Source organism: Paenibacillus sp. FSL R5-0470, assembly GCF_037975205.1.
GTDB lineage: Bacteria > Bacillota > Bacilli > Paenibacillales > Paenibacillaceae > Paenibacillus_AQ.
The window spans coordinates 2,048,907-2,075,827 of the sequence record NZ_CP150238.1 but is presented as its reverse complement, the minus strand read 5'-3'; the positions used below and the strand labels follow the sequence as shown (position 1 = coordinate 2,075,827).

Sequence of the window (26,921 nt, the reverse complement as noted above, 5' to 3'; positions counted from 1 at the left end):
AGCTCTTCTATTTCTCGCATAAACGCTTACCGTCCTTTAGGGACGCCAACCGCGTTTGGGCTTGGCTAATTAAAAACTATGAATCAGGCAAAGCACAGTCGAGTACTACTCGATTGTGCTTACTTTTACCAAGTTAGTGGAACCGGAACGTCCAAGTGGAATTCCTGCAGTAATCACAACTAGGTCGCCAGCTTGAACCAGACCGGAATCCTTACCACCTTGGATTGCTGTTTCAAGCAATTCATCTGTGGAAGTAGCTACTTTACCGAATACTGGCGTTACGCCCCAAACGAGGGACAATTGACGCATAGTTCTTTCTTGTGTCGTAACAGCAATGATTGGTGCTTTAGGACGGTATTTGGAAACAACGCGTGCAGTATGACCTGTAACAGTCGAAGAAAGAATAGCCTTAGCGTTCAGATCCAAAGCGGAAATTGCAACGGATTGGCTGATAGCTTCTGTAACTGTAGTTTCTTGTAAAGTTTGTTGTTTTGAGAAAATTTCACGGTGGTCCAGAGCGGACTCCGCTTTCTCAGCAATACGGGACATTGTAAGAACGGATTCTACTGGATATTTACCAGCAGCAGTTTCTCCGGAAAGCATGATTGCATCTGTTCCGTCGAAAATAGCGTTTGCTACGTCACTTGCTTCAGCGCGAGTAGGACGTGGGTTACGTTGCATAGAATCCAGCATTTGTGTAGCTGTGATTACTGGTTTGCCAGCAACGTTACATTTTTGAATCATCAATTTTTGAGCCAAAGGTACATCTTCAGCTGGAATTTCAACACCAAGGTCACCACGAGCAACCATCAGGCCATCGGAAGCTTCTAAAATTTCATCAAGGTTGTCAACACCTTGTTGGTTTTCGATTTTGGAAATGATTTGAATGTGAGAAGCGTTGTTTTTCGAAAGCAGCTCACGAATTTCCTGAACGTCGCTAGCTTTGCGAACGAAGGAAGCGGCGATAAAATCGATGTCCTGTTCGATACCAAAAAGAATATCGTTGGTGTCTTTTTCCGTAATACCCGGCAAGGAGATGTTTACTCCTGGTACGTTAACGCCCTTCTTGCTCTTGATCGTACCACCGTTTACAATACGGGTCTTGATTTCAGTTCCTTGAATGTCGACAACTGTCAAACCAATCAGACCGTCATCAATAAGGATGGTGGAGCCTACTTGAACATCATTAGGAAGCTCGCTGTACGTGATGGAAATACGTTCTTGGGTGCCAAGGATTTCTTCCGTAGTTAGTGTCAGGTACTCGTCCTGAACTAGTTCAATCGGTTCTACTTCCAACTTGCCTGTGCGAATCTCCGGTCCTTTTGTATCGAGCAGGATAGCAACAGTTTTGTTCAGTTCCTTAGATGCTTGACGGATCGTTTTAATCCGAGCACCATGCTCTTCAAAATCGCCGTGGGAGAAATTCAAACGGGCCACATTCATACCAGCCAAAATCAATTTTTTGATATTCTCCAACGATTCACTCGCAGGTCCGATCGTACATACAATTTTACTTTTCCGCATTAGGTTTTCCTCCGTTTTTTCGTTCTCTCTGTCTCACTTTTTCCAACTACAAAATCTACTACAAGGCTAACTAATTAAATAGGAACTTTGTCACATGTGCCTTTAACTACGCCCTTATGAATATTACTGCAACTTAGACACAAAATCAATGTTGTAGGCTCTTTTAGATGTAATTTGAGCTCGAATTATCTGAACGCACAAAAAAAATTAAAATAATCCCGGCATTGCGTCGAGATTATTTTAATTCCAATAAAATGTATAATTTACACTTAATTCAATATGGTCCACTAAGTATGGTTATATGTCTTAAAGTGCAAATGGAAAGGCACTATTCACACTTCAGATTCCACTTCTTCTTCAAGGAAAATCTGCTCCTGCTGGACTTCAGCAAACTCACCAATTTTACGGAATTTACGATAACGATCTTCTTTCAATTCCGCTCTGTCCAGAGGAATTAGCTCCTGCAAGTGACGCCATAATGCATCCTTAATTGCAGCTGCCGTAGCTTCGTAATCACGATGTGCGCCGCCTTTTGGCTCAGGAACAATCTCTTCGATGACTTCCATTTCAAGCAGATCAGATGCCGTTATCTTCATAGCTTCTGCCGCTTGATCAGCCTTCGAAGCATCCTTCCATAGAATTGATGCAGCACCGTTAGGAGATATCGCTGAATAAATGGCATGTTCCAGCATAAGCACTCTATTACCAACTGCCAGTGCTAATGCGCCCCCACTTCCGCCTTCACCGATAACCACACAGATTACAGGAACACCAAACTGAGACATCTCGCGTAAATTACGGGCAATTGCTTCGGATTGTCCTCTTTCCTCAGCTGTATTGCCTGGATATGCACCTTTCGTATCTACAAAGGTTATAATGGGACGATTGAACTTGTCCGCTTGCTGCATCAGACGCAGTGACTTACGGAAGCCCTCAGGGTGTGCACTGCCGAAAAAGCGTAAAATATTCTCCTTCGTATCTTTACCGCGCTGCTGGCCAATGACCGTAACCGGGACGCCGTTAAGTTTAGCGATACCGCCTACAATTGCAAGATCATCCCCAAACATTCGATCCCCGTGAAGCTCGATAAAATCTGTGAAGATCTGCCCCATAAGATCAAGAGAAGTCGGACGTCCTTGATGTCTAGCTAGATGCATTTTTTGGGAAGGCGAGATATTAGAATAAACTTCCTCCTCAAGCACACGGTACCGTTCTTCCAGTCTTGCTACCTCATCCGTAAAATCAATACTTTTCTCTTCGCCAAACTGCTTTAGCTCGGCAATTTTCTTGCGCATTTCAACCAGAGGCATTTCAAAAGGCAACTCTCCTGCCAACCTAAAATCCCCCTTTCACATCATGCAATTCCAAAATTTTGGTCAGTGTGGCGCGCATTTCTTTACGGTGCACAACCATATCAATCAAGCCATGCTGCAGATTAAATTCAGCCGTCTGGAAATCATCCGGAAGCTTTTGGCGAATTGTCTGTTCAATGACTATACGTCCTGCGAAACCGAATACCGCCCCAGGCTCAGCAATAATAATATCGCCAAGACTAGCAAAACTCGCAGATACCCCGCCAGTTGTCGGATCCGTAATTATAGAAATATAAAGGCCGCCCACTTCGTTGAAACGAGCAAGCGCTGCACTGGTCTTCGCCATTTGCATAAGACTTAGAATACTCTCCTGCATTCTCGCTCCGCCAGAAGTAGAGAAAATAAGGAGTGGAAGCTGCTTCTCCGTGGCTTCTTCAATCGCCCGGGTAATCTTCTCACCAACTACAGATCCCATACTGCCAGAGAAAAATTCGAAATTCATCACAGCTACGATCACTGGATGTCCGCCAATAGATCCCTGACCCGTAATCACGGCATCAGTTTGTCCCGATTTTAGTTGCTGTTGCTCCAGTTTAGAGGCATAACCCGGGAATTTCAGCGGATCTATAGAATACATTTCACTATCAAACTCAATAAAGCCCTCTGGGTCTAACGTCATAGCAATACGCTCTACGGCGTTCAAGCGCAAATGATGACCACAAGTAGGACATACTTTTAGATTCTTTTCCAATTCCTTGCTATACTGGATCGTTCCGCATTTATTACATTTACTCATTAATCCTTCTGGAATTTCCCGTTTGGGGCGTTCGCCTTCTGCAGGCACGCCGCTTCGCTCCAGACGTTCTGAAGGAATAGTCGCGTACTTCCGTTTCTTCTGAAATAAATCTTTGAACACACCCGCACCTCTTCAGCCGTTTATTTGCGTTATGCAGCTTGCCGCTGTCATGACTTTTCTCTTGATAGAAATTCAGGGATGCAGAATAAGATTAAGGACTTCCTGTACTTCCTCCAGTTCACCCGAAGGAACCAATATCTCAAACTGCTGCTTGGACATATTGATTGGACGGCATTTTACTAAAAAACCTTCTTCAGTCAGCTTACTCTTAATCATATCCGCCACTTTGGCGGTCGGCGCGATATATATTACCGTCCACATGCCTTGCAAGGCCTCCCCAATCTTAATTCCCAGCCGTATCCCGTATAATGGAATTATGATAACACAGTTTACTTTTTTCCCGCAACAGGCGTAGGGCAAAGGAAGCAAGACTGAGGAACTCGTTCAAACGAAATGAATCGGGTCATTTATTCCGTATCCGTGACCAGAGGATATACTTTTGCCCCTTCCTGCCGATGAGCGATTCTAGCAGAAGCAGCTGCAGCGATACCCGCTACTAAGTCATCCAAGAACACGTGAATCCTCCCCTTATCATCGTTCAATTCACCAATGATTCCAAGCTTTATTTTGTCCAAGTACCCAAATCCTGTAAGTCCGATCATCCCATATACCCCTGTGATGCCAAGGGCTAGAGTCTCGTCCGCTCCATAAAGTGATTCATCCGCTTCCATTACTGCCTGGAGCGGCTGCGGAAGCAGTCTTTTCTCTGCCAGCTCATCAAGTGCGATCCCCGTCATTAACGTGTACTGCACTTCTCTTTTTCCCAATACAGATTTCACACTGGAAAGGCATTCTTCCTTGGATAAACCGGGATAATAGACCGATTGTAAAATATATACGATTTCAGCAATGGAAGAAAGTGTTACGCCTCTACGTTCCAACAGATCAACTGCCATTTGATAGGACATGATGTGATTCCCCTTTCCGCCCAGGGATTCGCCCTGTGGTTTCCTAATGTATGCGGAAAAGGGTGGAATTGTTCTTATTTTATTCTTACGGTACCTGCCCCCAGCATAGACTCGATAGCCGCGAATAGCTCCTCGGTAGGCTTAATCCGATAATTATCGCTAAGGGCCAGGAGCTTCTGATCCCGTTCGTAGAACAGAATCGTCGCTACTGGGCCTGGATGATTCTGCAGCAGCTCCTTCAGGCGCGACAGCTGCGCAGCATTCTCGGCGGCCGGCGTGATCTTGATAAAGACACGCTGGCCTGAGCCCGGCGCTGGCGCAGCGGCCGGTGCAGGTGTTGCAGGCGCAGCTGCGCCGCCTGCAGGTCTGCCAGCGGGGCCAGTGGCGGCCCCGCTAGCCCGCGAAGCAGGAGCCGCGCCACGCGGCGGCGCTCCTGCTGAGGCCGAGCGTCCTGCGCTATACGGGCGGGACGCAGCGGCACTACGGCGCTGCAGCAGGCCGCGGAGTGTCTCCGCGGATAGCAGCGCCACTTCCTCGGCCAGCAGCTTGAAGCCTTCGTCCTCCTGCTGCACCTTGGCGCGCAAGGCCAGCAGCGCACCCTTGGCAATCAAGCCGCGGCTTCGCTTCCACACCTCGGGGAAGAGCACGACTTCGCAGCGCTCGATCTGATCTTCCCATTCGATGAAGGCCATCGATTTTCCTTGCTTCGTCGTAATTTCCTTAACGGATACGACCATGCCGGCCGTAACCGTCTGGCTCTCATCTGCGGCTTCGCCGAGATCCATAAGCCGCTGTATACCCGTCTCCTCAAGCAGCTCAACACTATCGTCGAGCGGATGACCTGACAGATACAGCCCCAGCAGCTCACGTTCCATCTCCAGTTGCTGTCCTACTGTAAACTTAGAGATATCCGGATAGCGAATCTCCCAATTCGGCGTCTCCACCAAATCATCGAACAACTGAATTTGCAGTTCATCCCGCTCCTTGCGCCATTTCGTCGCGGCGTCAACGGTCTCGTCCAGCATAGCCAGCAGCTGGGCCCTATGACCCGGCAGACAGTCAAAGGCTCCTGCCTGCAGCAAAGACTCCACTACCCGCTTGTTGCAGACCCGCAGATCCACACGTCGACAGAAATCGAGCAGGCTGTCGAACGGCCGCTCCTTGCGGACCGACATAATATTCTCCACTGCTAGCGTGCCGACGTTCTTAATCGCTGCGAGCCCAAAGCGGATATGCCCTGTTCCCGTTTCCTCTCCTGGAACAGGGGTAAACAGTACGCCGCTCTCATTCACATCCGGCGGTAATACGCCGATGCCCGTCCGGCGGCAGTCCAGTACATATTCCGCCACCTTACGGTGGGTTCCCATCACAGCGGTCAGCATAGATGCCATAAACTGTACCGGATAATGCGCCTTAAGATAAGCCGTCTGAAAAGCCAGCACACCATAAGCCGCCGCATGCGCACGCGGGAAGCCGTAATCGGCAAATCGTACGATCATATCATAAACGGCATTCGCATCCGTTTCGTTATATCCTTGCTGCAAGCTCCCCTGTACAAAATGACTGCGTTCCTTATCCAACGTCTCGCGCTTCTTCTTAGAAACCGCTCGGCGGAGCAGATCCGCTTCACCAAGCGAGAATCCAGCCATAAGTGAAGCAATCTGCATAATCTGTTCCTGATACACAATTATCCCATAGGTATCCGCTAATATAGATTTCAAATCAGGATGCGGATACTCTACTTCGATCTGACCGTGCTTACCTGCTATATATTTCGGGATAAACTCCATCGGACCCGGACGATACAAGGCTAGGACCGATACGATATCTTCAAAACCATTAGGCTTCAAATCCTTAAGCACACGTCTTACACCCGCCGACTCCAGCTGGAAGACCCCAGTCGTCTCACCAGCACCTAACATTTCATACGTGAGCGGATCATGATCTGGTATGATTTTAAAATCTGGAACACTGCCACTCATTTCTTTAATCGAATTCATGCAGCGTTCGATAATCGACAAAGTACGCAGGCCCAGAAAATCCATCTTCAGCAGCCCAACACTTTCCAAATGCTCCATAGAGTATTGAGTTAACGCTGTACTTTCGTTGCCCTCTTGAAGGGGTACAGCATCAGTTAACGGACCTTTGGAAATAACAACCCCGGCAGCATGTGTCGAAGCATGACGAGGCATACCTTCCACTTTCATTGCCATATCCAGCAAGCCTTTGATCTTCGGATTACTGTCATACAGCGCTTTAAGGTCTGGAGTAGTCTCTAGTGCTCTAGCAAGGCTGATACCTAGTTGTCCTGGGATGAGCTTGGCAGCCTTATCTACCTCGTTATAAGGTAAATTCAGTACCCTGCCCACATCACGAACTGCAGCCCGTGCAGCCATGGTTCCGAACGTAATGATCTGTGCCACATGTTCTTTGCCGTATTTCTCCACCACATAAGCGATAACCTCATCACGACGCTCATCACTAAAATCGATATCAATATCCGGCATCGTGATCCGTTCTGGATTTAAGAAACGTTCAAAGAGCAAGTTATACTTAAGCGGATCTACATCCGTGATTCGTAGGGAATAAGCGGTAAGACTCCCCGCGGAAGAACCCCGGCCCGGACCAGTAGCAATCCCCTGACGATGACAATAAGCGATAAAATCCCACACAATTAGAAAATAATCACTAAAACCCATATTCTCGATGACGCCAAGCTCATAGGCAAGACGCTTTTCAGCGGTTTCTCTTTGCTCAGTTGATGCCCAAAGCGGTGTGTCTATATACCGTTCTTCAAGCCCTTTAAAGCACAACTCTCGCAAATATGCAGCGGAGTCCTTACCTTCTGGAATTGGTGAATAGGCAGGCAGAATGTGTTGACCGAAGGTAAGCTCCAAATTACATTTTTCTGCGATCAATAGCGTGTTACTGATAGCTTCAGGCACATGCGGGAACAACGCCGCCATCTGATCACTGCTTTTGAGAAACAGCTGATCTGTTCCGATCTTGAGCCGTTCCTCATCATCCACAGTTTTACCTGTTCCAATACAGATCAGAACATCCTGTACCTCTGCATCTTCCTTGGCTAAATAATGAACGTCATTCGTAGCTACAAGTGGGATCTCACAGGCCTTGGCAAGTGCGATCAGCTTCGGATTTACTCGCTTTTGCTCGGAAATTCCGTGATCTTGAAGCTCCAGGTAGAAGTCTTCGCCAAAAATCTCCTTATATCGCAGCGCAGCTTTTCGCGCCTCGTCATCTCTTCCATGCAACAAATGCTGCGGCACTTCGCCACCAAGACAGGCACTGAGGCATATGATCCCCTCCGAATGAGCGGCCAAAACCTCCATATCAATACGAGGTTTATAGTGATGACCTTCCAGATGACCGATAGAGATCAGCTTCATCAGGTTCTTGTAGCCGGTTTCATTCTTGACGAGCAGAATCAGGTGATAAATCGGTTGATCTTTACGACTGCCTCGCTCACGGCGAGAGCCCGCGGTTAAATAGGCTTCACAGCCGATAATCGGCTTGATTCCATTCTCTTTACACGCTTTATAAAAGGGGATCGCCCCATACATCACTCCATGATCCGTAAGCGCCAGCGACTTCATGCCGTATTCGCCGGCCCGGCGCACGAGATCGGTAATGCGCGCCGCCCCGTCCAGTAAACTGTATTCGCTGTGCACATGCAAATGCACGAAAGGGCTCATCATCCCACTTCCTTTCTACTACAAAAATCAAACATAAATAGTTGTTCAAAAAGTCCGCTTTTGATCACGAAGTAACCCAAGAAGCTTACTCGACATCGAATATTGGATTCAGGCGAAACTTCCGATGCTCACGTAGCTTCCACTACGCTCCGCTCCTCATTTTCTACCTTCTTTCAATCTTCTCGGTGCTGAAAACCGTACTTTTTGAACTCGCACTATAAGATGAAACTATTTTATCATATTAAAGGGGGACCCGCCCATAGAATGGATTAAGAGCACATGGACAGGCAACGATTAGAGATGCCTCGTCCGGGAAGGGGCCTTTATGAGCATTTTTATGAGCAAAGCCATCCTCGATTTCTTTATCGCCTTCGGCATCGTACTTGGCGGAGCTATGGTCGGCGGAATCGGCGCCGTAGTATCCCTGCAACCACCGACGCAAACAATGCTAGATGTAGCAGACCGGATTAAAATATGGGCACTTGCCGCCGCTGTAGGGGGTACTATGGACCCTTTACGGGTCATTGAAAGCAATGTGATTGGAGGTAACCTCTCCCCCGCCATCAAGCAAATCATGTATATTGCCTTCGCTTTTCTCGGAGCTCATATGGGCAGCGAGCTAGTAAAATGGGTGTGCGGCAGGGGGTAACGCCAGTGAGAGTTCCACCATTCAGTCGTTTTCGTAGATTCACCCAAATTTCCGCTATATTCATGCTGGGGATCGTCGTAGGAGCTGTCATATACAATGCTATATACCATGTTGGATTTAACGTGTTATGGCTGAATAATGCAGACCTGCGTGCACAGATCGAGCAATATCAAGAGGATATTAAAACACTCAAAAAATACAATAATACCTCTACGGTAATCAGAGAAATCAAAATTCGATCAGAGGAAAGCAAAGCCCAAGCAGAAGGCTCACCCTCAGTTGACCCCGTAACTTTAAAATTAATACTTAGTGAAATACGATCAGATCTGGAGCCGATGCGTGGCCGCAGCATGTTCGATATTGACACAGACAGTAAACTGGTTAGACTGCTGCTGGATGGAAAACTTTACATTGTGCGGGATAAAGAATACTCTGTCAAAATCCGGACGATGCTCGTCATGGAAGGTGTTCTGCAAATCTGGGTGGAAATCAGTCCTTTTAAGCGCAACTAACAACCATCGTGTGATACAATAATGGACAGACAAAAGTGGAAATTACTTCAAGGTTTTTCACGACATGATAAAGGAGCTGGCTGTCCATGGTTTTATTTATCAAGTACTTATTGTTTATCCTGCTGGTGATCTTTGTAATCGGTGCCGCTGTGTACAGCTTATCCTCTCGCCGTGCCTTAAATCCCCAAGATAAGGGGCTAAAACGCTCCGTCATGAATGTGATGCTGGGTGCAATGCTCGTAACACTCTCCCTGATTTCCATGTTTCTATTTCGCGGCTCCACCATTAATATCATTGTTGAAGCTGCCTTTCTTCTAATCGGTGTGTTTAACATCTTCTCAGGAATACGCAGCTATAGTTATTACAGCCGTAGCCGTAGCCAGGAACAACACCAGTCGAAAGCCTAGACTATCCCTCTGATAGGGTTACAAGAATAAAATAGACTACCCTCACTATCATCGTTGAGGGCAGTCTATTTAGCATGTTTGTGATTCATTATCTATTAGCCGTGATCAATGGATTGCAGCATCAGGACAGCTTTCGCTACCAGGGTATCCGAATAGCTGATCTCTATTTCAAGCTTACATGTACGGCGACTAATTTCGAGCAGTCTCGGCATTACAATAATCGCATGTTCGATCTGTACCGGCCGGATAAAATAGGTGGACATATTATCTAATACATAGTCATTTCCTGTAATATCCTTAGCTGCTTTAAACGCAGAGAGCGTCATTAGCGTAGACAATACACCTTCAGAAATGGTACCAAGGTCTGTGGCCATCTGAGGCGTAATAAAGCCGTGAAAAAACAATCGTCCCTCTTCATCCCGCTCATCCGCAAAACCGTTCCAGATGAGATGATCGAAGGTCTCCCCAAGCTGTGGAGTGTTACGGACATCTCGCAGACTTTGCAGCACTTCTTTACGGGTTAGGGAGCCCACCAATTTGCGGTTACGGTCTACAATGGGGAGAAAATCGACACCTTCCCACATCATGATCTGCGCAGCTGAAGCTAGTGAGGTATGCAGCGCAGCGGTAACCGGACTCCGAACCATAGCCTTTTCAATACTTTGCCCTTCTGTCAGGTTCTCTACTTCGCGTCGGCCGATAATCCCAATCACTCGGTTCCATTCATCTGTAACGGGAAAACGTTGCTCTCCAGTTTCCTCTGAAATCTGTCGTAGCTCACCTACGGTGCTTGAAATTTTTAACGTAATCATACGCGGTTTGCTGTCGACAATATCTTCTACCAGCATAATTTTTTTCTTAATCAATCTATCAAAAATCGCTCGGTTAATCATTGATGCCACGGTAAACGTGTCATGTCTTGATGAAATGATGGGGAGATCCAGTTCGTCGGCTAATGCCTTCACTTCACGACTCGTCCCGAAACCGCCTGTAACCAGAACTCCGGCACCCTGCTCTAGCGCCAAGGAGTGAACATCATCGCGGTTACCCACAATAAGCAGACTGTCTGCGTCTATATAACGAATCATCGCGTCGACCTTCATCGCACCGATTACATATTTATGTAGATGTTTACTCAGTCCGCTAGCCCCGCCGAGAACATGACCTTCCACAATATCAACCACGTCACCAAACGTCAGCTGTTCAGAAATGTTACGAGGCTTCTTTTCTACACGTACTGTACCAATCCGTTCCTTCGTAATTACAATTCCAAGATTCTCAGCTTCCTTAACGGCACGATAAGCCGTTCCCTCACTGACCAACATTTCTTTTGCAAGCTTACGAACAGATATTTTGGAGCCTACCTTAAGACTTTCAATATGCTGCAGCAGTTGCTCGTGTTTAGTAATTGCATCGCCTTGACCTTCCAACTGTTACACCCCCGTACTCCGATCTGTACTATACTGTACTCATTATACACGGAGAGAATGGCACAGTACAACCGATTCATAAGCATCGAATTCGAATTTAATTGCCTGTTATTTAGCAACCTTTTCCTCTTTTTTATAGTCTGAGAGTTAAAGAAAGAGGAAAGGAGCATTGTGGATATGAACAAGACCATGTTAATAATATTTACCATTACTTTGCTTTTCATAGGACTGATCGGCTGTGGAAATGCGAGAACCGAAGTAAAACAATCAAGCCAAATAGAGCTGGATGCACAAAATATAGTTTCTATTAACTTAATAGAAAAAGACCAGCCGGTGACGACTATTAATGAAGCATCATCCTTGGAACGTTTCGTTCAAGCCATAACTGCTGCTGAATATGATAAAGGACAACTAGATATTGCTCCAAGCGATTACAGAACCACCGTAAACATGAAGGACGGCATAAGTTATGAGTTCTCTTTTTGGATCGTCGGAAGCAACAGTGGGTTACTCATTAAATCGGGTCAAATGGGTCACTATCGTCTTTCAGATATCAGCAAAAAAGATCTGTTGGACTTATTCCAATCGACTGTTAAAGAAGATAAGAATTCTCCAGCAGACACTACTAACCCACGGCCCCCTAACGTTCAAGTTACTGTTGGCGATGAGCAATTCGCTGCCATTCAAGGCTCTTATTGCTGGAATGACAATGGCAAAGGCGTCTGTGTAGATATGGCTACTTACGATCAATTAGTTACCAAACAGAAGGTACATCCCAAAGCCACCAGCCGAGATCAGGTAAAACTCAAATTCTCATCTGCACCCAAGGAGATAGAGGTTGTGGCTTCATTTCCTGGTGAGGAACGTCCGGACGAAGCTCTTTCCGTAGAAAATAACAGTTTTCAACTCGCAGCAGGTAGCGGAAAACATCTGTATATAATCCAAGCAAGATGGCCTCAGGGGAGCGCCAGTTATGTATTTGAAGTAGAATGCTCTGCCAGTAAAGAGTAACCCGTTTGTTAGACAACCTGGGTAGTGGGTAGGCGAATAGAGAATAGTCCCTTAAGAAAAAAGGAAAAATATGTTATGATGGAGAGGTGAAAGGGGATGACTTTATGCAATTTCTTTTTATACTCGCGATTCTCGTTCCTGCGGTGTGGTACTACGCGGCTCTAGGTAAACGGATATCTGCAGAAGAAAAGAAAGCTGGAAAAGATCTCTCGGATGAGATCAATCCTTTTACAGGTGCAAGATAACTTTAATCCCCCTGCTTTGCGGGGCAATTTTAAAGCCCACTGGCTTAAGCTAGTGGGCTTTTCTGTGAATCTAGGGGATTTATACCCCTCTTTTCGCCAATTCGGTGCTTCTCACGGCAATCTAGGGGATTTATACCCTTCTTTTTGCTAATTCGGCGCTTTTGTCGGGAATTTAGGGGATTTATACCCCTCTTTTCGCCAATTCGGTGCTTCTCACGGGAATATAGGGGATTTATACCCCTCTTTTTGCTAATTCGGCGCTTTTCACGGGAATTTAGGGGATTTATACCCCCCTTTTAGCTAATTCAGCACTTTTCACGGGAATATCAAATCAAGTTACTTAAGGAAGCTACCCCAATTCTATGATCTTTGTGTAACTCTAGTTTCTTCTTTCCATTTGGACTGCCATTGCTCCAATTTTGCTTTTCGCACAGCTTCCAAACGCTTGGTCTTCTCCTCATCAACACCGATAATAAAATGCAGATGTGCCGCAATGACCATAAAGGCAAAAAGTGACCAGACCACCCCAAAACCAAATACCCAGCTAGGCCCATTCGCAAGCGATAACTTCGGCAGAGCATACAAAAGCATGGCCAACGCCAGCAACAGATAGACACCATGTTTAAACTTGTTTCTTTTTCTCATAACCAACAGCTCCTCGTAGACAAGATATTCGATTGAATCTATATCTCTACTCTATGAACATGAAGCCCGTAATATGAGACAAGTCCATAAAAATATACTTCTAATCAAAAAATTATATAAAATAATACGCATTTATGTAGCTAGCAAAGCTTATATATGAGATGATTATTTCATTTAGGGGGCGATTTAGAATTGAATGCAACTTATACTCATACCGAATACATAATTCGAAAAAAGGTATTTTCGATCATGGGTGCGAAACTTCATATTTATGATAACGCCGAGCAGCTTGTACTCTATTCACAAATGAAAGCATTCAAGTTGAAAGAGGATATTGCACTGTACACGGATGAGTCTATGCAAAAGGAGCTTCTGCGTATAAAAGCCCGCAATGCCATCGACTTTAGTGCTGTTTATGATGTACATGATTCGGAGACTGGCGAACACGTTGGTGCTCTTCGGCGTAAGGGACTCAAATCGATTTTGAAAGATGAATGGACGATTCTCGATCATCATGATCAGGAAATCGGAAAAATCAAGGAAGATAGCACCGCGATGGCTATACTCCGCCGCTTCATCTCTATTATCCCTCAAAAATATAATATCGAGATGAATGATACAACGATCCCGACTTTCAAACAAAATTTTAATCCATTCGTTACTAAAATCATCGCTGACTTCTCTGAGGATCCCAAGGGAATGCTTGATCGCCGCCTAGGTTTGGCTGCTGGTATTCTTCTCTGCGCAATCGAAGGAAAACAAGATTAGCGAGTTTACTCATGTGCTAGTCACAAGAATAAATAGGGTGTTCCCAATGCCAACCGGCTTCGGGAACACCCTATTTAGATTGCACTGATCAAACTTTTCAGGTGAATACCCGCTTACTAAAAGCGTTTATTCGCCATACAATTGCGACAAGCTCTCGGTAATGATCTTGTTTACATCCTCAATTACAACACTCAGACGGCGTTCTGCATCGAACAGACGGCGAATCCCAAGATTCATGTTAAGCACCTCGAATAATTTCTCCATCTTCTCCATTTCTTCCTGTGGAGGCATATCTCCGCTCATCATCCGTTGTTGAAGCTCCAATTGACCATTGCGGAAGTTGTCGAGCATTGCCTTGGCTTCAGGATCTGTTTCTACCAGTTTCATCGCGTTGGTGATATCCGCTACCTCAGTGCTTTCTTTAATGGCTTTCGCCAGTTCATGTGCTTTGTCGTGAATACTCATTATGATTCCTCCTAAAAGTTTTGTAAGTCACTACTTCTCGATTCGTCTTCGTACAAAACTCACTTCGAAAGCGATGCTTAAGTTTTGTTAGCGTTCGCTTCCTAGAGTTACTTCGTACAAAACTCACTTCGGAAGCACTGCTTAAGTTTCCAAATATTGATTCATCCCATGCTTGTTTCGCTTCTTGGGTCAGACTTATGAAATGATGCGGCAAGGTTTTTAAAGAGTAGGTCAATCACCAAGGGTCATATGTCTCCATATGATGAATGATATGTAACCCTTAGCTACCAAATTGCCGGCATCATGCTGCCTACCGGAAGGAGATCCACGATGTCCCAATTCAAGATCCCGGTCCATACGGTCCACACGGGCATCCTGCAGGAAAACGCTATAATGCTTGGCGAACGATCCATGAAAAGACTCAAAATCCCGGCTCACGGAACGCTCCAGCTGGCTTTCGGCTCTTTCCGGCAGGAGGTTACCATTATCCCGGCTCCCAAATCCGAAAGCCTGCGTGTAAGCGAAGGACTGGCGCGGCGGACCGGATGGAAACATCGGCAAACCCTCAACGCCTCTTACAGCTCCGTAAGTCGTACCTTGCGACTCGGACCGTTGATCGGTGTACTCGTCAGCCGTGACCATCCAGATAATCTCGACAGGCTGTTTGGACCCATTACCATGTTCTGTCGAGAATTAACAAATGCCTGCCACTCACAAGGCGCCTATGTATATTTCTTTACCCCGGAAGCGCTGGAAACAAGCAGCTCTTCCATCCAGGGCTGGGTATACAACGAGGGTTGGAGGAAAATGAGTCTGCCCATTGCCGATGTAATCAACAATCGGCTAACGACGCGAAAGGTGGAGAATAAACCTAGCGTACAGCATTTTTTGGCGGATGTAAAATCACGGTATGGAACGCATTTCTTCAACGAAAAATTTCTTGACAAGACAGAAGTATTTGAAGCTTTAGCGCAAGACCCTTCATTGAAGCGGTATTTACCGGAATCGCATGCTTTAAACGGTTTTGCTGTTGTAAAGAAAATGTGTAGCCAATACCCAAGCGTGTTTCTAAAGCCTGTACGGGGCAGTCTCGGCAAAGGCATTCTCCGAATCTCCAAAGATGAAGGCGGAGGATACCGTTTGTTATCTACTACCTCTATAGGTACACGCAAACAAAGCTACCCGACATTAGCTAAACTGTACCAGTCCATTGCTCCCAAGATGAAGACAACGCGCTACCAGATTCAACAAGGATTACCTTTGATGGAGCTCGGTAAGCGTCCTGTAGATTTCCGAGCACTTGTACAGAAGAATGGTACCGGAAAATGGGGCGTTACCTCCATTGTCGCTCGCACCGCTGGAAGCAATCATTTCGTCTCCAATCTAGCAAGAGGTGGCAGTCTCAGTACTGTCCGTGAAGCCGTTAGCAAGAGCAGCCTTCCTCCAGGTACCAAGGATAGCGTACAGCTTCAGCTTCCAAGAGCAGCACTTGCCATTGCAAGAGGAGTAGAAACCTTTATCCCTGCTCATTTCGGAGAGCTCGGAATCGATCTGGCACTGGATCAATCCGGACGAATATGGCTCTTGGAGGTCAACTCCAAACCTTCCAAGAACGATAATACACCGCTAAACGATCAAAAAATCAGACCGTCCGTCAAGCAAATGATTCTGTATTGCCGCTATTTGGCCGGTTTATAAGGAGGACACAATGACTGAAACAGCTATGGGGTTCCTCGGCATTATGACGGGCCGTCGCCATGGGAATCCTCCGATTGCCGAGCCAGAATTTTGCAGTCATTTATGCCGTGCAGCTCCGCGATACAACCTTAAAGTCCTCGTGTTTCATCCGGACGGAGTAGCGGCAGACGGGTCATCTATAACCGGTTATACATGGAAAGACGGAAGCTGGCACAATACGACCTCTACACCACCAGATATCATTTATAATCGTTGTTTTTACAATAGTCCGAAAGAAAGAAAAGAAGCCTCGTCTGCACTCTCTTTCCTTCACCGCTCACTACCTTGGTCAAGAGGTTTACCTGATAAATGGGGCGTATACGAGATCTTGAAGCGCAACCGAAGAGCCGCTATTTTACTGCCGGAAACTGTTCTTTATACCGGTACACGCAAGTTAAGCAATATGCTCGCTGAAAGAGAATACGGGGTCTTCCTAAAACCCAAAGCAGGCTCTCATGGCAAACGTACATTGCATGCCATACTGCAGAACAGACGCTCTGGAGGAGGCATAAGAGTACGAGGGCGTGATGGGACAAATACACCCTTTCAATATGTATTCAGCTCGCAGGATGAAGGACTGAACTGGATTCATGAATTTATCGGCAGACGCCGCTATATTATACAGCCTTATCTGCACCTAACTAATCGTAAGGGGCAACCGTTCGATGTGCGTGTATTGATGCAAAAGAATGGCCTCGGTCGCTGGGATCTTACTGGCATGGCCGTTCGGCTGGGTAATCATGGTTCACTGACTTCGAACCTGCATGGCGGTGGAACTGCGGTTCCTCCCTTGCCCTTTTTACTTGCAGAATATGGTCAGGACGGAAAAGACATCATGCAGGAGCTTGCTGCAGAAGCTGCATACTTGCCTCCTCTTCTGGAGGCCGCATGCGGTAGGCTTGGAGAACTCGGCCTAGATTTCGGTATTGATTCGAGCGGTCGGATTCATTTACTTGAAGCAAATTCCAAGCCAGGGCGCACGGTATTCCGGCTGACGGGCGACCGCCGGGCTGCTAAGCTCGCCGCCGAGAATCCACTGTCTTATGCGCGCCATCTGCTACTCACACAGCGACGGATACCATCCCTATCTACGGACAGCTCCGTTATAAACGGGAGAATGATAACAATGGTTCCTAAGGAGGATTCATAAATGAGTCTCACTTTTTGCAATGTGCATTTTACTAAGCAGCCCCAAAGAGTTGTATATGTATCAGGTGCACTGATGAAAAGCTTGAAATTAACCGGGAAGAAGAACATTCGCCTTAGACTCGGTAAAGATGCCATCCCGACCATGATCAAGCCCATCAAGCGCGCCGGAAATCATCTATTCCTCGCCACTGGTGTAAAGAGTGCTATCAAGGTTCCGAAATCTGGTGGTATCTATTTACGCAATCTGCAAAACGACGAGGTACAGCTTGGACCTTTGGTCGGTGTTTTGACCGATGGGCCAGCATCTTCAAATCAACCCTTCGGTTCTCGCACTGGCTTTATAAAGCAATTACTGCGGGAAGGCAGTAACAAATGTTATATATTTGCCTTTATGCCGCGTGATATCAACTGGCAACAGGAGCAGGTCTATGGTTATTTCTTAACCGCAGGCGGCAAATTCGAACGTAAAATGGTTCCTCTGCCTGATGTCGTCTACAATCGGCTCCCCAGTCGGAGAGCGGAGACTTCACCTTATATCAACCAGCTTCGCGAACGCTTTATGCGCAAGAAAATCCCTTACTTCAACTGGAGCTTCTTCAATAAGTCCGATATTTATCGGTTGCTAGAGAATGACGGAGCTGCAAACCGTTACGTACCTGAGACACACAGCAATCCCTCCTCCGAAAAAATGAGGGAAATGCTGGATCACCACCATTTTGTATATTACAAACCTTCCGCAGGCAGCCTGGGTCACGGGATTTACCGACTTACCTATCTGCCGAAAAAAGGATATTTTGCCCGCTACCGCAAGGGTGGAAAAAACGTACTTCTGCGCTTCACTACCTTTGAAAGCCTCATGCGTATGCTTCGGTCACGACACGGTCAAGGCCTGCAAAATTATATCGTCCAACAAGGAATACGTTTGATTGAAATTGATGGCTGCCCCATTGACTTCCGATTCCATATGCATAAAAACGGCAGTAATCAATGGATTGTAGTCGGAATAGGCGCTAAGAAAGCCGGCCGGGGCAGTGTCACCACTCACCTCAAAAACGGGGGGGCATTGCTTACACCTGGGCAGGCGCTCGGGCGTGTATTCGGCAGCCGAGCAGATGAAGTATTACAGCGTGCGAAGAGTACAGCCATTAAGCTGGCAGAATCCTTAGAAATCCAGCATCGTCATTTGCTCGGTGAAATTGGCTTTGATCTCGGCATTGATCAGGATGAAGACATCTGGATGTTCGAGGCCAACGCCAAACCAGGACGTTCCATCTTCCGTCATCCTTCCCTGCGCGCTGAGGGCAAAGCTTCCATCGAGCACATTCTGGAGCATTGTCTATACCTCAGCAAATTCCGCAGGAGGGATGAGATGTGAACACCCATATTCCGGATGAAACAAAACCCGTTATTGCCATACTGACAACCAGCGATAAAGTAAGGCATTTTAATGGCAACCGTAATAATTTCCGGGACATCATTCGCACAGGCAAGGAACTGGGATTTCTTGTCTACGTCGTCACTGTCCGTGACTTGAAGCTCGAGGAACGGATGGTGAACGGCTATGTCCCATCATCCAGCGGAAGAATATGGTACAGCATTCCGGTACCTCTTCCACAAATCATATATAACCGAATTCCTACCCGTGAGGATGAGGAAAAACCTGCTGTCGTACGCAAAATAGCTCAATGCCTGGAACATCCAGGCATTAAGCTATATAATCCATATTTTTTCAATAAATGGAGTCTATTTGAATGGTTGAAAGGCTCGTATGCTACCTCGAAGCATGTTCCAAAAACCAGACGTTTACGCAGTGCAAACACGCTTATTGCCATGCTAAATAATCATACCAGTCTCTACCTAAAACCTGAGAATGGCAAAGCAGGTAAAGGAATTATGCGTTTAAAATACCGTGCAGATACCACCTTACCCTATCGGCTGCAAATTCAAAGCGGCAAAAAAAATGTGACCTACAAAGCTGCCTCAGTAGAACGCCTCTGGGCACGGATAGGCAAAGAAAAGGGGAACTCGCGCTACATCGTACAGCAAGCTATTGAACTAGCGACTCACCGAGGACGACCATTTGATCTACGTGTACTTCTGCAGAAAAACGGCAGAGGCGGCTGGGCAATGACTGGCATAGGTGCGCGTCTAGCTGGTGCCCGCAGCATCACTACGCATGTACCTCGTGGCGGAAGTATCGAGGAGCCCTCCACCATGCTGGAAAGCACATTTGGAACCGAAAGAGCAGCCTCTATCTTAAAAAGTGTACCTACAACTGCTCTGTTAATTGCCAGACAAATTGAAAGAGCCTCTGATTCTATGCTTGGGGAGATGTCGATGGATCTCGGTGTCGATGAGAACGGTGGACTCTGGTTCTTTGAGGCAAACTCCCGGCCGATGAAATTTGATGAGCCTGCGATTCGCAAGCTTTCTTTGGAGCGAATCTTTCAATATGGCCAGCACTTAGCACGCCATATCAAGTAGAATTCATTAAAGGATGTGACACAGCATGCAGATATCCTCTATCTACGACACTGACGCTAAAAAGTGGAAATCGCGGCTAACCGGACTGCTTGAGTTTATAAGAGAGCATGGGGAGCGTCGGATTACAAACCAGGCTTGCAAGGTAATGGCCCGATTAACTCCAGAACAGTTGTCAGAGCCGGGTGTCTCGCTGCTTGTCGCCACCGTACGCGGTCAGAATGGGCGCCAGCTAGCAGGAGTAAGCTTCGTATCCGGTTTCGGTGAAGAGGCCTGTCTCGTTGCCGTGCATCCCTTATACCGAAATAGGCATACCGGCACCGCCCTTATGGCCGCCCAGTTAAAGCGTTTAGGCCGTCTGGAATGCAGTGTTGCCAGCGATAATACAGCCAGTCTGAAAATGTGTTTCAATGTTGGTCTTGCCGCAGTGGCGCTTACTAGTGGCCCTACTGGCAAGCCAACTTTATTGATCCGGTCACCACAGAATACCGTCAGTACTACAAACTCTACACAAGAAGGTGAACTCCTGTGCCAGAGCCCGTCTTAGGCATTCTTACTTTGTATATAAATGAAGCCAAGCAGCTTGAAGAAAAGGCCGTGTACCGGAGAATGATCATTGAGGGCAATCGAATGGGCTTGGATGTTTTTGTGTTTACCCCCATGGATGTCCATCCCAGCAAAGAGCAGATCCATGCCCTTGTCTTTGATCCAAAGAGCGGGAAATGGTCACGCAAATGGCGTTCCTTCCCGAACATGATTTATGACCGTTGCCGTATCCAGCGCAGCACGCGCTTTCAACAATTGCTTCGTTTCCGTGAACGCTATAAACATCTGCTGTTTCTGAATCGTCCACTGCGCAACAAATGGACCATACACCAAACATTCTCACAAAAGAGTCGCTTCCGGCAGCATATGCCAGAAACATTACTGTATCATTCCTCTGCCGATCTGCACCGAATGTTGAAGCAGAGCCCGGTACTCTATATCAAGCCAGCAAACGGCACAGGTGGACGCGGTATCCTTAGAATTGAGCGGGTAAAGGACAGTAAAGGGGGATTTGATATTCAAGGCCGTCGCCAAGATCGCCGGATTATTCCACCCCGAAAGGTCTCTGCCTCCCGATTGGATTCCATCGTTCGACAATGGTGTATTGGTGGACGTTTCCTCGTCCAACAGGGGATTCCACTACGTCTGCCTGGTGGACGTTTCCATGATTATCGCATGCTCGTTCAAAAGAATGGGCAAGGCGTCTGGGAACTGACAGGTATGGCAGCAAGGGTCGGTGCGGCGCGAAGCGTAACCTCCAATCTTCATGGCGGTGGGCACGCCGTTCGAGCTGAAACGCTCCTGAAGGAATGGCTGGGTAGTCAAGATAAAACCGATAAGGTTATGAAAACAGCCGAAAGGTTAGGTCTTGATGCCGCTGCCTTCTTGGAAGAAAGTTTCGGAGCCTTATGTGAACTTGCACTGGATCTTGCCATTGATCGAGAAGGAAAAATCTATGTGCTGGAGGTTAATCCAAAGCCTGCACGTGAAGTGTTTGCCCGATCAGGGGACGGCAACACCTATCGCAAAGCACTAGTGCGACCTTTAGAATATGCGTTATGGCTATATAATAACAAAGGTGCCCCAACCACAGCTAAGACTACTGAGGAATAAATTGATACTCAACAACAAAACGACCGCCTCTCTGCAATATGCAGAAAGTGCGGTTGTTGTATGACTTCTGATGTTCTGAGGAACTTATATTAGAAAAAATCGTTGTATTGAAGATTTTAATTAGCTGAGCCAAGGCGTTAGAAAAAAGAAGAGCATAGTTGTACCCACACAAATATGGAGCAAGAGCTGTAAGTCCTTCTCTAATAGATGTTTTATAAACAAAAGATAGCTCACGATACACAACAAAAAAACAGCAATATAAAAAAATAAGGAATCATAATGAGTAACTATAAATAAGTCTCCGCCACCAATAGAAAAGACTATACCTATTACTAAAAACCACATGCCCACTCCAAGTGCAGCGCTTAAAGCAATAAAAAGGAAGCTCATTATCATTTTTTATACTCCTTTAACATGCTTCTCTATTCCTTATCATCACATAGGAATAACCCCTTTCCATGATCTATCGGATCATCCCCTTTGTTTATGTATATCTTTTTAGCTTTGAGCTATTCCTGCATCTGCATTTAGAACCTTAACATTAAAAAAGGCAACCCTCTGCTTAGATGAGGTTTGCCTTTTATTCGTTTACCAAATACAAATCGCGATATTCCTATTCGCTAACCAATGCGTTGTCGTACAAGTCTATCAACTCATCGAAGGAAGTGATAATTACATCGGAGCCCTTCAGCTCATCCTGACGTCCAAAACCTGCATACGCACAGCCGATGACGGTTTGAGCATTTCCCTTACCTGCCTCCACATCGGACGAGCGATCGCCTACCATCCAGGCACTCTTGATTCCATGATTGTCCAGCAAAATGCGTAGCAATTCTGTCTTCGTCGCAGTGCCTTGACCACCGGCACTATACAATCCTTCAAATAACTCTTTAAGCTCATGCACCACAACTATACTGTGAATGTATTCCTCCAGCCCATTACTAGCCACAAACAACCGTACTCCACGCTCTTTTAGGGCAGTCAGTGTTTCGACCACCTGAGGATACAGCAACGTCCCACCTGCTTCAAGTCCTTCGACCTCAAGCTGCAATAGCAGCTCATCTGCACGGCGGTGCACCGCCTCATCGGCGTCAGGCATAACCTTCTTCCAAATATCTGCCAGCAGCATCCCTAAGCCGCTTAGAATAAGCTCTTCCGGCGGTGTTGGTCCTGAGTATAATCCCTCTTCCCGCAAAATATCGAACATTTTATGATATGCAGGTAATAAAAGACTTTCAGTCTGGAACAATGTTCCATCCATATCAAAAACAATCGCTTCCGGCTTGTTCAACTCCGAGTGAACCGCGTTCAGTTCTGTTCCTTGTACCTCTTTACTCATCTGTTGTTCCTCCCCATTCTCTTTTGCTTCAGGTAAGCACATTCATCTGCACGAAATTTCCAGTACAAGCCCTATGATATATGATATCACTTCGGAATGTCCATGCTCTCCACTTTTCTTGTTGCAGTTTATATTTCAACATGTTATATTACAACCTGTAATATAACATGTTGAAATATAAAGGAGAGATAACCATGTCACGTCCATTAATCATGCGCTTCCTCAAGCAGCCTGCTACCATCGTCGGGATTATAACTGCACTGTTGTTCCAAGTCTTTTTCAGCTTAATCTGGATTACAGGGTATGACCATGTAACTGATCGGATAGATCGGTTGCCCATTGCTATTGTGAATGAGGATGGTGCGAATGCTCAGCCTGTAGTCGATGGCATTACCCAGTCCCTTCAGTTCGTAACCAGACAGGACCTTCCACTAAAAGCTGCCAAGGAAGCCCTTGAGCATAGAGAAATCCGCATGATTATCAATATTCCACAAGGGTTCACCGGAGCGATTAGTAATCCATCCGGAAAGACTGAACTCCGTTACCTCATAAATGAATCTAATCCGCAAATGGTTAGCAATGTTATGCAGACTGTAGCCCTTAAAGTCACGGCTGCCATGAACACACAAAGCAGTAATACAGCACTAAACCAAACCCTCGAAGCTATGAAGCTGCCACAAGCACAAGCAGAGATCATCAAAAGTGCGGCAAGCAGCCGAATCTCCGCAAACATTGAAGTCATCCATCCTACAACTAATTTTGCACAAACTATGGTTCCGTTAATGATTGTTACTGCCTCCTTTACCGGAGCTATGCTACTCGCCATGAATCTGCAAAAAGCTTCTTCCAACTTATCGGGTCAATTTGGTAAATGGGATCGCTTTGGAGCCCGGTTTGCCATTATGGGTGCAACGGCTGTACTAACCTCTCTAGTGGGGACTATCATGGTTAACTCACTCGGGATCCACTCCAACCATGGCTTTCTGCTCATGTGGCTGTTCGAATTCACTGTGATTCTCTCCTGCATGATTCTTGCACAGTTCAGTCTGCTGTTACTCGGCGACGCTGGCGCCTGGCTAAATATCGCGCTTCTTTCCATACAAATGTTAGCTTCCGGAGCAACAATTCCTCGCGATGTGCTTTCTCCTTTTTATAGCTGGATCGGTCCCATCTCACCTGCTTACTACGCGGTAAATGGCATGCTCGACCTGGTTATCGGAGGCAATGGTATATGGAAAGATATGTTCTATCTACTCTGCATTGGTGCAGCAATAGCTGGATTAAGCATTATCCTAACCTTCATTCGTAAGGAAACTCAGTTATCACAAGAACAAGAGCCCGTACCAGCAAATGCATAATTATTTAGTTTGCCTCCTTGGTTATGCCTTTTCAAATTGAGAGCAAAATGCAGTTGTGATATGGTAGGAGGTGAAAGAGAGGAGCGACAATGATTCATGAATATACAAGATGTCATTCTAGGGATATTAAGTGAAAAACCTCATTCGGGTTATGAGATAAAACGGCATTTCGAGGAATACTTTTCTTTTTTCTTTGATGCCAGCTACGGCACCATCTACCCAACCCTGAGCAAGATGGAGAAGCTGGACCTAATCACCAAAGAATCCATACGGCAGGAAGGCAAACCTGACAAAAATGTATTTACAATTACTCGTGCTGGCTTGGATCAGTTCCATGCTTACTTGCAAACACCGGCTGAAAAGGAAGTTCTTCGATCAGACTTTTTTATGCATCTTTATTTCGGAGATAAGACCGATAAAGAGAACATAGATAATCTACTTCGGCAAGCATTGATAGAAAAGCAGGCAATGTACGACGATCTTGATCAGAAATTAAAGCAACTAGATTGCAAACTGTCCCCTTACCAGAAGCTGTGTATGGAATTGGGCCTAGTGCAATATGAAGCCTTTATCAAAAAGATTCAAAGTGTGCTGGAGTCTGAATAAGGATCGTGTGGGCAGTAGATTTCCTATTTTTCTAGGGGATTTGCTGCTTTTTTTTGTTGTGCTATCATAAAAAAGAACCGGCAGCATGCACAAATTGTGCTTGCTGTACCGGTTCTTTTTTAGCAAAAATGTGTAATCTATCGACTACACTCTGTCAAAGCTAGAAATCAGCTCATCGAGAACATCTTTGCTTACCATTTTACCTTTGAAATTGATGAGGTTCTCTGCGCTTCCGGAGAAGATACAAGTTGGCTCGTATTTTCTAAGAATAATTTTCTCTCCATCTACAAAAATCTCGAGCGGGTCTTTTATGTCAATTCCCATCGTTCTACGTAGTTCAATAGGAATTACGATACGTCCCAATTCATCTACTTTTCTTACTATGCCTGTCGCTTTCATCATCGTACATCCTCCCTTAAATTCACATTAATAATCATTTTTGCTAAAAGCTATGTAGGCTTCTAAGTGATAGTAATGATTACGCTATACTCTAATATTAAAGTGCTATTCATTCCCTGTCAATTTTATTTCTACAAAATATGATATTTATCGACAATTATTCGACAAAAATATGTACACTTTCGACAAAATGCTGTAAAGCGATCCAAATTATTTGTCTTGAAATTAATAAATATCCAACATTGCGATTACAAATCAGCTTGCAGAGTATCCCAATTGATACCCTCATTTACCCAATACATCAAGTCTGGAAACACTCCGACGTATATCAGAGCAAAGAAACGTTTAGTAGAGTTAATACAGACTATTTATGCTTTATGCATCTACTTTTTTCGACAATCCAGCTTTCTACTATGTACTGATTTAATATAAGTATTACATATTATTAATAGAAAGATCAAATATTGGATAAATTTAGTATAATTAATTGAATTTAATTACAAAAAAAACCGACCAGTGATCTCTGGTCGATCTATTCTATCGTTATAATGGCTTCTCCGTAACCCTGCCATTCGCATCAATAATTGCATTATAAGATAGGCTATTCATTAGCTTGATCGTCTTCTTATTATAAGAATCGTCCATGAAGTTCGGCTGTCCACCAATAATTTTGACTGGCGTAATCTTACTAGTCACCTTGGCCTCATTAATCTCAAAATTCACCAGCATCGAGTGAAGCGTCTTTTCTCCACCACGTGTTGAACGATTAAATACAAAGTTTCCAAGTGAATAATAGATCAGTTTATTTTTGTAGTATTCGATGCCCATCAGGCAATGGCTGTGTGCGCCGAGTATGATATCTGCACCACTATCAATCATCTGTTTGGCTAGCGTGCGGGCGTATTGTTCAGGATAATCCTTAAACTCTTCATTCCAGTGAATGTACACAATCGTGTAATCATTCTCCTTAGACATCTTCTGAATAGCCGTAAGCATAGGCTGCGAGGTGTACGCTGAGGCAGCTCCCGGTTTATTGTTGCCGGCATACCAAGAAGGGCCTGAAAGCACTCGACTTACACCTAAGATAGCGATCTTCTTCCCCTTTACCGTCCTTGTATACGGTTTGAACGCTTCCTCTACATTTTTGCCTGCTCCTGTACGGCCAATCTTATTTCGATCCAGATGCACCAGTGTATCGAGCATAGCGTCTGTTCCGAAATCTAAAATGTGATTATTAGCCAAAGAAACGCCGTCAATCCCAGCATAGGTTAAGCCACTAAGAACTGCTGGTTTGGACCTAAAGGCAAAGGTTTTCTCTGCTGCCCTCCCTCGAATAGACACTGGCGTTTCCAGATTCGCGAAGGCGATATCTGCCTTTTGCAAGGTAGGTGCGACTTTCACAAACGGAAAGTTCACTCCGTATTTCGCGATCTGATCACCCACAAAACCGTCCAAGAGAATATCACCAGCAAAAGCAAGTCTGATAGGTTCTGAAGATGGCGAAGCTGCACTAGATGCAATCGTCGAAGGGAGAATCAGTGATAATAGAAGTGTAGTAAGTAGCATGCTGCGCAGTACATTCGACCCTAATCTCAAAAAATACAGCCTCCTATCCTCATTATGGAATCTATATTAGCTATTATTCTAGCTTACTGGAAATAGATTACTAATTTAAGGGTAAGAAGAC

27 protein-coding genes are annotated in these 26,921 nt (G+C 45.7%); 14 read left to right on the top strand and 13 right to left on the bottom strand.

Going from position 1 to position 26,921, the window contains the following annotated elements; genetic code table 11:
- Positions 1-105: 105 nt before the first annotated feature.
- From pyk to MKY99_RS08900, 6 genes are all read right to left on the bottom strand, one after another.
- Entirely contained in the window at positions 106-1,524 is a 1,419-nt protein-coding gene (gene pyk, locus MKY99_RS08925) for a pyruvate kinase (protein ID WP_042186514.1), read from the bottom strand.
- Between the two features lie 332 nt (positions 1,525-1,856).
- Positions 1,857-2,858 carry an acetyl-CoA carboxylase carboxyltransferase subunit alpha gene (locus tag MKY99_RS08920; RefSeq protein WP_042186511.1) on the bottom strand — a complete coding sequence of 334 codons (1,002 nt, stop codon included), beginning with the start codon at positions 2,856-2,858 and terminating at the stop codon, positions 1,857-1,859.
- Between the two features lies 1 nt (position 2,859).
- Positions 2,860-3,753 carry an acetyl-CoA carboxylase, carboxyltransferase subunit beta gene (gene accD, locus MKY99_RS08915; protein ID WP_042186509.1) on the bottom strand — a complete coding sequence of 298 codons (894 nt, stop codon included), beginning with the start codon at positions 3,751-3,753 and terminating at the stop codon, positions 2,860-2,862.
- Positions 3,754-3,825: 72 nt separating this feature from the next.
- Positions 3,826-4,014: a hypothetical protein gene (locus tag MKY99_RS08910; protein WP_042125966.1), complete on the bottom strand. Its 189-nt coding sequence runs from the start codon at positions 4,012-4,014 to the stop codon at positions 3,826-3,828.
- 146 nt (positions 4,015-4,160) lie between these two features.
- Positions 4,161-4,661, bottom strand: a complete 501-nt coding sequence (locus MKY99_RS08905; RefSeq protein WP_076300905.1) for a phosphatidylglycerophosphatase A — start codon at positions 4,659-4,661, stop codon at positions 4,161-4,163.
- A 74-nt stretch (positions 4,662-4,735) separates the two neighbouring features.
- Positions 4,736-8,374, bottom strand: coding sequence for a DNA polymerase III subunit alpha (locus tag MKY99_RS08900; RefSeq protein WP_339271562.1), 3,639 nt, complete (start codon positions 8,372-8,374; stop codon positions 4,736-4,738).
- Positions 8,375-8,699: 325 nt separating this feature from the next.
- Here MKY99_RS08900 and MKY99_RS08895 point away from each other — a divergent pair, with 325 nt between their 5' ends.
- The 3 genes from MKY99_RS08895 to MKY99_RS08885 all read left to right on the top strand — a co-directional run bounded on the left by MKY99_RS08895 (position 8,700) and on the right by MKY99_RS08885 (position 9,942).
- Positions 8,700-9,023 (top strand): YtrH family sporulation protein, encoded by a 324-nt coding sequence (locus tag MKY99_RS08895; protein WP_042186502.1) that lies wholly within the window; start codon positions 8,700-8,702, stop codon positions 9,021-9,023.
- A 5-nt stretch (positions 9,024-9,028) separates the two neighbouring features.
- Complete coding sequence (locus MKY99_RS08890) at positions 9,029-9,535, top strand: hypothetical protein (RefSeq protein WP_283911060.1); 507 nt, start codon at positions 9,029-9,031, stop codon at positions 9,533-9,535.
- 86 nt (positions 9,536-9,621) lie between these two features.
- A complete protein-coding gene (locus MKY99_RS08885; protein ID WP_280786982.1) occupies positions 9,622-9,942 on the top strand; it encodes a YtpI family protein in 321 nt (106 codons plus the stop codon).
- Between the two features lie 95 nt (positions 9,943-10,037).
- On the opposite strand, the gene MKY99_RS08880 is transcribed toward MKY99_RS08885, so the two are convergent.
- A complete protein-coding gene (locus tag MKY99_RS08880) occupies positions 10,038-11,372 on the bottom strand; it encodes a DRTGG domain-containing protein (protein WP_042186494.1) in 1,335 nt (444 codons plus the stop codon).
- A gap of 177 nt (positions 11,373-11,549) precedes the next feature.
- On the opposite strand from MKY99_RS08880, the gene MKY99_RS08875 reads away from it, so the two are divergent.
- Positions 11,550-12,383 carry a hypothetical protein gene (locus MKY99_RS08875; protein ID WP_339269954.1) on the top strand — a complete coding sequence of 278 codons (834 nt, stop codon included), beginning with the start codon at positions 11,550-11,552 and terminating at the stop codon, positions 12,381-12,383.
- Positions 12,384-12,487: 104 nt separating this feature from the next.
- A complete protein-coding gene (locus MKY99_RS08870) occupies positions 12,488-12,628 on the top strand; it encodes a hypothetical protein (RefSeq protein ID WP_179085720.1) in 141 nt (46 codons plus the stop codon).
- 360 nt (positions 12,629-12,988) lie between these two features.
- Here MKY99_RS08870 and MKY99_RS08865 read toward each other — a convergent pair whose 3' ends face one another.
- Positions 12,989-13,273, bottom strand: coding sequence for a hypothetical protein (locus MKY99_RS08865; RefSeq protein WP_042186490.1), 285 nt, complete (start codon positions 13,271-13,273; stop codon positions 12,989-12,991).
- A 192-nt stretch (positions 13,274-13,465) separates the two neighbouring features.
- Here MKY99_RS08865 and MKY99_RS08860 point away from each other — a divergent pair, with 192 nt between their 5' ends.
- Complete coding sequence (locus MKY99_RS08860; RefSeq protein WP_042186488.1) at positions 13,466-14,041, top strand: hypothetical protein; 576 nt, start codon at positions 13,466-13,468, stop codon at positions 14,039-14,041.
- A 126-nt stretch (positions 14,042-14,167) separates the two neighbouring features.
- Here MKY99_RS08860 and MKY99_RS08855 read toward each other — a convergent pair whose 3' ends face one another.
- The gene (locus MKY99_RS08855; protein ID WP_042186485.1) at positions 14,168-14,506 is read right to left on the bottom strand and encodes a YlbF family regulator; all 339 of its coding nucleotides are present in this window, start codon (positions 14,504-14,506) and stop codon (positions 14,168-14,170) included.
- Between the two features lie 330 nt (positions 14,507-14,836).
- On the opposite strand from MKY99_RS08855, the gene MKY99_RS08850 reads away from it, so the two are divergent.
- Genes MKY99_RS08850 through MKY99_RS08825 form a run of 6 tightly spaced genes read left to right on the top strand, consistent with a single transcriptional unit; the run spans position 14,837 to position 21,532 of the window.
- A complete protein-coding gene (locus MKY99_RS08850) occupies positions 14,837-16,204 on the top strand; it encodes a YheC/YheD family protein (RefSeq protein WP_076283327.1) in 1,368 nt (455 codons plus the stop codon).
- Between the two features lie 10 nt (positions 16,205-16,214).
- Positions 16,215-17,393 carry a YheC/YheD family protein gene (locus MKY99_RS08845; RefSeq protein WP_339269951.1) on the top strand — a complete coding sequence of 393 codons (1,179 nt, stop codon included), beginning with the start codon at positions 16,215-16,217 and terminating at the stop codon, positions 17,391-17,393.
- Positions 17,394-18,767: a YheC/YheD family protein gene (locus MKY99_RS08840; RefSeq protein ID WP_042186478.1), complete on the top strand. Its 1,374-nt coding sequence runs from the start codon at positions 17,394-17,396 to the stop codon at positions 18,765-18,767.
- Positions 18,764-19,876: a YheC/YheD family protein gene (locus MKY99_RS08835; RefSeq protein WP_339269949.1), complete on the top strand. Its 1,113-nt coding sequence runs from the start codon at positions 18,764-18,766 to the stop codon at positions 19,874-19,876. The genes MKY99_RS08840 and MKY99_RS08835 overlap by 4 nt, the downstream gene beginning before the upstream one ends.
- Before the next feature lie 25 nt (positions 19,877-19,901).
- The gene (locus MKY99_RS08830) at positions 19,902-20,420 is read left to right on the top strand and encodes an N-acetyltransferase (protein ID WP_339269947.1); all 519 of its coding nucleotides are present in this window, start codon (positions 19,902-19,904) and stop codon (positions 20,418-20,420) included.
- Positions 20,402-21,532, top strand: coding sequence for a YheC/YheD family protein (locus MKY99_RS08825; protein ID WP_076300900.1), 1,131 nt, complete (start codon positions 20,402-20,404; stop codon positions 21,530-21,532). The genes MKY99_RS08830 and MKY99_RS08825 overlap by 19 nt, the downstream gene beginning before the upstream one ends.
- Positions 21,533-21,652: 120 nt before the next feature.
- Here the strand turns inward: MKY99_RS08825 and MKY99_RS08820 are convergent, their stop codons facing one another.
- Both MKY99_RS08820 and MKY99_RS08815 read right to left on the bottom strand, forming a co-directional pair.
- Positions 21,653-21,928, bottom strand: a complete 276-nt coding sequence (locus tag MKY99_RS08820; RefSeq protein ID WP_042186467.1) for a hypothetical protein — start codon at positions 21,926-21,928, stop codon at positions 21,653-21,655.
- Positions 21,929-22,145: 217 nt separating this feature from the next.
- A complete protein-coding gene (locus tag MKY99_RS08815; protein WP_149645921.1) occupies positions 22,146-22,871 on the bottom strand; it encodes an HAD family hydrolase in 726 nt (241 codons plus the stop codon).
- A 194-nt stretch (positions 22,872-23,065) separates the two neighbouring features.
- On the opposite strand from MKY99_RS08815, the gene MKY99_RS08810 reads away from it, so the two are divergent.
- A complete protein-coding gene (locus MKY99_RS08810; protein ID WP_339269943.1) occupies positions 23,066-24,229 on the top strand; it encodes an ABC transporter permease in 1,164 nt (387 codons plus the stop codon).
- Between the two features lie 96 nt (positions 24,230-24,325).
- Positions 24,326-24,835 carry a PadR family transcriptional regulator gene (locus MKY99_RS08805; RefSeq protein WP_042186461.1) on the top strand — a complete coding sequence of 170 codons (510 nt, stop codon included), beginning with the start codon at positions 24,326-24,328 and terminating at the stop codon, positions 24,833-24,835.
- A gap of 144 nt (positions 24,836-24,979) precedes the next feature.
- Here the strand turns inward: MKY99_RS08805 and MKY99_RS08800 are convergent, their stop codons facing one another.
- Positions 24,980-25,237 carry an AbrB/MazE/SpoVT family DNA-binding domain-containing protein gene (locus MKY99_RS08800; protein ID WP_042125931.1) on the bottom strand — a complete coding sequence of 86 codons (258 nt, stop codon included), beginning with the start codon at positions 25,235-25,237 and terminating at the stop codon, positions 24,980-24,982.
- A 540-nt stretch (positions 25,238-25,777) separates the two neighbouring features.
- Positions 25,778-26,830, bottom strand: a complete 1,053-nt coding sequence (locus MKY99_RS08795) for a CapA family protein (RefSeq protein ID WP_339269941.1) — start codon at positions 26,828-26,830, stop codon at positions 25,778-25,780.
- Between the last annotated feature and the right edge of the window lie 91 nt (positions 26,831-26,921).